This is a genomic window from Elusimicrobiota bacterium, from assembly GCA_041658405.1.
Classification (GTDB): domain Bacteria; phylum Elusimicrobiota; class UBA5214; order JBBAAG01; family JBBAAG01; genus JBBAAG01.
Genome location: JBBAAG010000033.1, coordinates 23,460 through 30,715, shown reverse-complemented (window position 1 = coordinate 30,715; position 7,256 = coordinate 23,460). Strand labels below are relative to the sequence as shown.

6 protein-coding genes are annotated in these 7,256 nt (G+C 41.9%); all 6 read left to right on the top strand.

From position 1 onward, the window contains the following. On the top strand, nucleotides 1–2,380 hold a 2,380-nt coding region (locus tag WC955_07230; GenBank protein ID MFA5858842.1), incomplete at its 5' end, for a hypothetical protein. A 5-nt stretch (nucleotides 2,381–2,385) separates the two neighbouring features. Continuing rightward, on the top strand, nucleotides 2,386–4,434 hold the full coding sequence (locus WC955_07225) for a PorV/PorQ family protein (protein ID MFA5858841.1): 2,049 nt from the start codon (nucleotides 2,386–2,388) through the stop codon (nucleotides 4,432–4,434). Nucleotides 4,435–4,527: 93 nt separating this feature from the next. Further along, nucleotides 4,528–4,827: a hypothetical protein gene (locus tag WC955_07220; protein MFA5858840.1), complete on the top strand. Its 300-nt coding sequence runs from the start codon at nucleotides 4,528–4,530 to the stop codon at nucleotides 4,825–4,827. Nucleotides 4,828–4,844: 17 nt separating this feature from the next. Then, nucleotides 4,845–5,132 (top strand): AbrB/MazE/SpoVT family DNA-binding domain-containing protein, encoded by a 288-nt coding sequence (locus WC955_07215; GenBank protein MFA5858839.1) that lies wholly within the window; start codon nucleotides 4,845–4,847, stop codon nucleotides 5,130–5,132. Continuing rightward, complete coding sequence (locus WC955_07210) at nucleotides 5,129–5,386, top strand: hypothetical protein (protein MFA5858838.1); 258 nt, start codon at nucleotides 5,129–5,131, stop codon at nucleotides 5,384–5,386. The genes WC955_07215 and WC955_07210 overlap by 4 nt, the downstream gene beginning before the upstream one ends. Nucleotides 5,387–6,143: 757 nt before the next feature. Next, entirely contained in the window at nucleotides 6,144–7,247 is a 1,104-nt protein-coding gene (locus WC955_07205) for a hypothetical protein (GenBank protein ID MFA5858837.1), read from the top strand. Nucleotides 7,248–7,256 lie beyond the last annotated feature (9 nt).

The window sequence follows — 7,256 nt, the reverse complement described above, 5'->3', positions numbered from 1 at the left end:
AAAAGCCGGCGGGTTTGCGATTTGTATTTATAACAACTATTTATATTTCATTGGCGGATATAACACTCCGTCATCAACAATGTACGACACGGTTTATTACGCAACAATAAAAACCAACGGCGATATCAGCAGTTTCACGTTGTTACCCACAAAAATGCCGGTGAAACTATTTGAACATTCAGTACTGGCATATAACGGATACTTATATATTGTCGGTGGCCATTTGGGCAACGCACAGGACTCTAACAAAATATACTATGCTAAGATAAATGACGACGGTAGTATCGGTAGTTTTTCTACCAACGTTAATAGTTTGCCGATAAACATATCGATGTTATCTTGTTTTTTATCAAACGGTTATCTGTACATTACCGGCGGGCATAATTATAGTACATCTTATGACTGCGTGTACTACGCTAAACTCCAACCCGACGGTAGTGTAGGAACAATAACCTTATCGCCACAATCAATTATCCCTAAAGCAACAGCCAGTCATCACACATTAACAACAGATACAGGATTCTACATCATAGGCGGGATGAATAGCCGCGGGTATAGTAGAAACGATTTTAGCGATGTGTCAAACAACATTTACTACTCAAGATTTACGTTTATGACAAGCACCTACAGCGTATCGCCGGTGTTTACGGTTGACATTCCTGACAACACACCTCCTGAAAAAGTGGAATACGTAAATGACGGGGTAAGCACTGACGTTGAGGTTTGGTATTCCACAAATTCGTTATCCGCAAACTGGGCTAAAGCCAACGATTCCGAATCGTGCGTAGCGAAGTACTGGTACGCGGTTGGAACAAGCAGCGGGGAAACAGATGTTGTTAGCTGGACTGACGTTGGGTTGTCGACCTATGTCGTGAAAACCGGGCTGAGTTTATCCTATACCACTACATATTACGTTTCTATTAAAGCAGAGAACAACGCGGGGTTGATAGGCGATATCACATCGTCCGACGGTATGTGCGTCATTGATGTCTCCATAGACAAAACCCCGCCGTCAATACCCGAGTATGTATGGGACGGTACCAGTTATGATATTGACATTACGTTGTCCACCACAACGTTGTACGCTAATTTCGGCAGGTCGTATGATAATGAAACCGGAATAACAAACTATTTGTACTCTATTGGTACTGTAATAGGAAGTACAAATGTTGTTAACTGGACGGACATAGGGTATTCAACTTATGTAGTAACATCCGGGTTTACATTATCTGTAGGAACAACGTATTATTTTAATTTAAGGTCTGTTAACAACGCAGGGTTACAAAGCGGTACACGCATATCCGACGGTATCTGCGTTATCGTACAAACGTCCACCCATGCAGTTCTTGACACTATTCCGCCGTTCAACCCGGAAATAACGTCAAATACCCATCCTAAACACGACGTAGCGTACGCGAATACTACTGCAATATTTACATTAAACATTTCTACGCCTGACGCGTCAGGAATTGCGAGTTACTATTACCTCGTTAACGGCAGCAGTTATACTCTGGTTACGCCAGAGAACGGTACAAATGTTGATTGGACCACTATAACATTGGCAACCCTGGCGGACGGTATTTGGTATATCCACACAATGGCAATCGATTCCGCAGGCAACTGGTCCGCAAAAAATACTACACACTACAAATTTATTGTACACCTCACTATAGACCCGTCGCAAGACGTAGCGCTAGTTTATTCCGATGGGTTAAAAATCGACATCCCTGCGGGTACGTTGACTAACAGCACAAAAGTGGACGTTACAAGGCCTAATATCGTCAATCTCCCGAGGATCACTAGCGACCCAAAGTTGAAAGATACAACTATAGCTGTAGAAATCCGTTTAGCTGACGGTACGCATGAACTGGGGAATGATATTACCATCACAATTCCGTACACAGACGAAGATATCGTTGGGTTGGATGAAAACAACCTGAAGTTGTTTTATTACAATGAAGTTAATAAAGGCTGGGTGTTAATTCCCGCGTCGAGCGTAGATAAAGTGAATAAGAAAATCATTGCAAAAGTTAACCACCTCACAACGTTTAAAGTAATGGAGTTTACCAGCGCAACAGAAGAAATTGAATCGTTGTCAAACTATCCCAACCCGTTCAAGCCCGTTGCGCCATACACAAAAATACATTATGTGTTAAAAACAGACGCCGATGTGGATATCCGCATTTACGACCTCACCGGAGAACTTGTGTGGCAAAACAAAATTGTTGCCGGTAGTTCCGCGGGTGGCAGCGCCGGGCCGAACGACGTTACCTGGGACGGCAAAAACGGGATTGGCAGTGTTGTTGATACTGGCGCGTATATCTGTATCGTACAGTGCAAAGGCGTGAAACTGAAAACCAAAATCGGGGTGAAACAATAATATATATGAAAAATTTATTGATAACACTATTTACGCTAAGCATGTTTGTTCAGGTACTACCCGCGAGTAACGAAAAAGGCGGGATGCCAGGATATTTTCTTAACCTCGGCGGGGGCAGCCGGTCGTTAGGTATGGGCCGCGCGTATACCGGTTTAACCGACGATATCTCTGCGATTTACTGGAACCCGGCGGGGCTAATGCAATTAAACAATTTAGCGATGGAACTCTCGCACGTAAGTTTGTATGAAAACACGAGGTACAACACCGCGGGGTTCGCAAATAAAGCAAGTGATATATGGACGTACGGCGTAGGGATTGCGCAATTGTATACCGACGGTATTATTAAACGTGACGACAACAACACGCCCGGTAACGAAACAAACGATATAAACACTGCGCTGATCGTAGCAAACTCGTTGAAGTTAACAAAACATATTGGCGTAGGGCTCGGTGTGAAGATGGTAAACAAAATGTTTGACGACTATAACTCTACCTGGCTAGGTGTCGACCTTGGGGTGTTGGTTGTACCGGTAAAAAATGTTACGGTTGGTGCTAACATCCAAAACTTGATACATTCCGGCGGGTACCCTGTACCTATTATCGCAAAGCTGGGAGCGGCGGCAAAAATTATACCTGAAAAGTTGTTGCTCACAGGTGATATTGAAACAGTGAACGACCAGCTGAGATTTCATGCGGGAATAGAATCGAGGTTGATAAATACATTAGCGCTGCGTGGCGGGTACGATAATGGTATGCTAACTGCAGGGTTAGGGTTGAGGGTAGGTAATTACAGCGTTGACTATGCGGTGTTAAATCATGACGAGTTCGGGCTCAGCCATCGCGTAAGTATAATTTATACGTTTAAAAAACCACCCGAAACGAACCGGGTGACGAAGAACAATAAAGTTGAAGATACCAATTACGGTATTGTAGACGTTGCGCTGGGAAAAGACGATACGTCGTTACCGCCGGTATGCGAAGTCAAAGCGATAAAAGAAGTGCCGTTAGCGATATACCACTTGTTTACAAAAACCGGAATTTCAGTTGTAAATGTCAAAATCAACAACCCCAACGACTACGAACAAAAATACCGAATAAACTACCGCTTTGGCACAACAAATCCTGTTGAAACACACGATGTTGTAGTTGCAGGCAAAACCACGTCCCACGCCGATATTGTGCCGGTAAACATCGTTGACAACACACAAAACATCAATGCTGCAACGCCCGCGATGGCGACGTTGTATGTTGAAATTGAAAAAACGCGTGATAACGGTAAAACAAAACCTGTATTGAAAAACAATTTTAGCGTGAGCTTATTGCCCTATGACCAGTATACTACAAGCGTTGTAGACGCTAACGACAAAACGTTTGACGTGATGAACACTATCGCCGGCTGGGTGACATATAACGACCGTGTGCTCACCGAAGTTGTTAATAAAGCCAGTGACCGTGGGAGCAAACAATCGCCTGTTGTTAAAATCATAGGATATCAATCCCCGCAGCTGTTCAGCAAACCGCCGAATGTTGACGGGCGGAGCATGGACGGCCGAGAAACAGATTTTCGCGCACAGGTAAAGTTGTTGTACGACACGCTAAAAACCGATTACGGCGTAAAATATATTAACCAGCCGGTATCATTTGGCGCGTCGCAACGCGTAAAACTGCCGGCGGAAACGCTGAAAAACAAAGGAAATTGTATTGAGCTCTCGGTACTGTTTGCAAGCTTGCTTGAAAGTATAGAAATCGACCCTATCTTGTTGTTGTCTTACGAAACCGGCCATTCAATTGTTGGCTGGCGCGTACCGGTTACCGACGAAACAGAACAGCCGAGGTACCGGTTTCTCGAAACCAACCTTTTTGGCGAAGATTTTGAGAAAGTGTATGCAAAAGGGCAACAATTGATAAACGACTACGGCCTCGCGAACGAGCTCGCTAACGGGAAAACAATAACGTTTGACGATATAGGATTCTACGGCAAAAACGATGCTATCGTTATGTACGATATACGTAAACTCCATCAAATCATTCCGCCGGCGCCATACCTCAAATAGGAAACGAAGTTGAGTTAGTTCACTTCTACAATCCATCGCTTTTATATTGTCGTAGGCGGTGTTTGTTTTTATCAGGTTCTTAATTCCCACGTTTTGGCTGGCGTTACTACTGATGTTGTTGTTCGGCGTAAAACTCGGGTGGCTGCCAATCTCGGGGTTACGGTCAATAAATTACGACGAGATGTTCTGCGGCACTTACCGATGCCGCTGTTCGTATCTGCGTTCAGCGGGCGCGGGGTTGTCGCGGTACGCGCGGGCCAGTATGCTCAAGACGATGCGCCAGGATTATGTGCGTACTGCCAGAGCTACAAAATAACAAAGTTATTCTACAACTATTTACTTGACAAAATATGTGATTTAAGATATTCTTATATTAAGACAGTACGAAATTAAGAAAGGAGCGGTAATATATGAGCCGCGCATTAGTACGCACACACCACCAGGTGACCATACCGGAAGACATCCGGAAGAAAGTACACGTAGAAGTAGGCGACCCGGTAGACATCTCAATCTCCGAGAACGGTGAGATAATAATAAAACCGTTAAAAACAATTGATCCATCCCAATCATGGTTCTGGAGCAAAGAATGGCAGGAAAGCGAAAGGGACGCAGAGAAAGCTATTACTAATAAAGAAGTGATCGGCCCGTTTACCACCGCGAAAGACGCAATTAAAGCGTTGAAGAAAAACAAACAGTGAAAACAACTTTTACCAAACCGTTTGTCAAAGACTACAACCGTTTACCAGCGCAGATACAAAAACTGTTTGACAAACAACTATCGTTATTGTTAACGAACTTCCACCACCCGTCTTTACGCACAAAAAAAATACAGGGCACGGACCGTATATGGGAAGGCAGCGTAACGATGAACTACCGGTTTACGTTTGAGATCATAGACGACACACTTTGTTTCCGCAGGATTGGCATGCACAACATCTTGAACCATCCGTAATATTGGGTAAAATTGCACATTTCCCGATGTAACCGGGACAAGACTCAAACAGGGGATACAAACCCCTTACCCGGGTGAAAACAATCGATTGTAGCGCAAATAAAGAAGCCGTATTAGCGACGATCTTCTGAAAACTCTACAAAACAAGACAAACCCTTTCCGCCAGACTGTAAAATAACTTCGATAAATGACCCATCTTAACCTTGAATATTGACCCGGAGGGATGTATAATACAATCGTCAGTAAATTAAAAGGGAGGACTGGGTCATTTTTCGATGTTAGAAGTGGGTCACTTTTCAATGTTAAAACTCACCGATAGAGGTTAAACGTAAAGACCAACAATACTTTTTTACCCGCAAATGGCAGAAGATGGCGGCTAAATCCGAATCTGAAATTAAAAAGGGACATATTAAAAGTTACCGAAACGGTAAAGCATTAGCAAAAGCGATTAAAAATGATTAAAGAAGTCGTTATCCCGCTTTCTATAGAGAAACATATCAAGAAGTTCCCAGTTGAGGTACGAAAAAAGCTTTATTGGTGTATTGCAAAATAACCTCGAAGATTAACCCGTCTTGATATTGAAAATTAACCCGGAGATATGTAAACCACTAGCGACGGGATATTAGCAATAAATCCAGGTTAATATTCAATGTTACAAGTGGGTCAAACTCGGGGTTAATTTACAAGTTGTATAAATGTCGTTTAAAAATATTATTTATTTATGTATAATTGCATAATCTTAGGAGATAAAAGCTGTATGGCAAAAAAATGGCTAATATTCATAATTATTTGTATTACAAGTTTCACTACTACAAATGTTTATGCAAAATGGGTTGAAGAAATTGTTGGTACGAATAATCCTGATGACGGTGCAGGCTGTAGCCTGATAATTGACTTTATGGGAAACCCGCGTGTGAGCTATATTAACACAGACACCGGCGGATTGGCGTATAGCTGTAGACTTGGTAAAACATGGAAGATAACGGTGGTAGATACTACTACGGTTGTTTCGAATTTTACGTCAATAGATTTGGATAAATACGGATACCCGCATATTGCATATTATGACGCGATAAACAAGGATTTAAGGTATGCATATTATAATGGTGAAACGTGGTATACTGAAATTGTTGATAGCAAGGACGATGTGGGATCGGCACCATCATTAAAACTAGATAACGCAGGGCTTCCGTGGATAGGATATTATGATGAAACTAATACTGCATTGAAATGCGCGCATAAGACAGGTTCTAAGTGGCAGATAACTACTGTTGATAACGGTCCTAATGTAGGCTCAACAAACAATTTGTGTTTAGATAGTTCAGGATGTCCGCATATAGTATATTCTGATGCTGTGTCACAAGTTTTAAAATACGCTTTTTGGGATAATAAACAGTGGGAAATAGAGATGCTTAATAAACTTGGTTCACGGATTTCTTATGGCAATATGTTTTTTAATAAACAAAACGATTTGTACATTTTCTATATTGATTTATTTGGGAAAATTGACTTCAGATATGCGGTACGTAAATCAGGTGAAAAACAGTGGCGGGTTGAAACTATCGAAAGTTTAGATATTATTTACAACCTTAGTTATTACATTAAAACACTTTCCTATACGGACTCTGCTGGGAAGTTATACGCTGGTTATTGTAACTACATTCATAATTGTTTGGTATATTGTGAAAAGAGCAAGTCTGATACGAAATGGAATAAAAGTGATTACAATTTTAGTTCATCAGGTGACTCAACTATTATAGATTATTCAATGTCTATAGACCGTAAAGGTATGCCATATTTCGTATATTGGTTTAAGAATAAAGGGTTGAGGCTCGTTAAACTAGTGAATCCCGCGAAATAAAAATTGTGC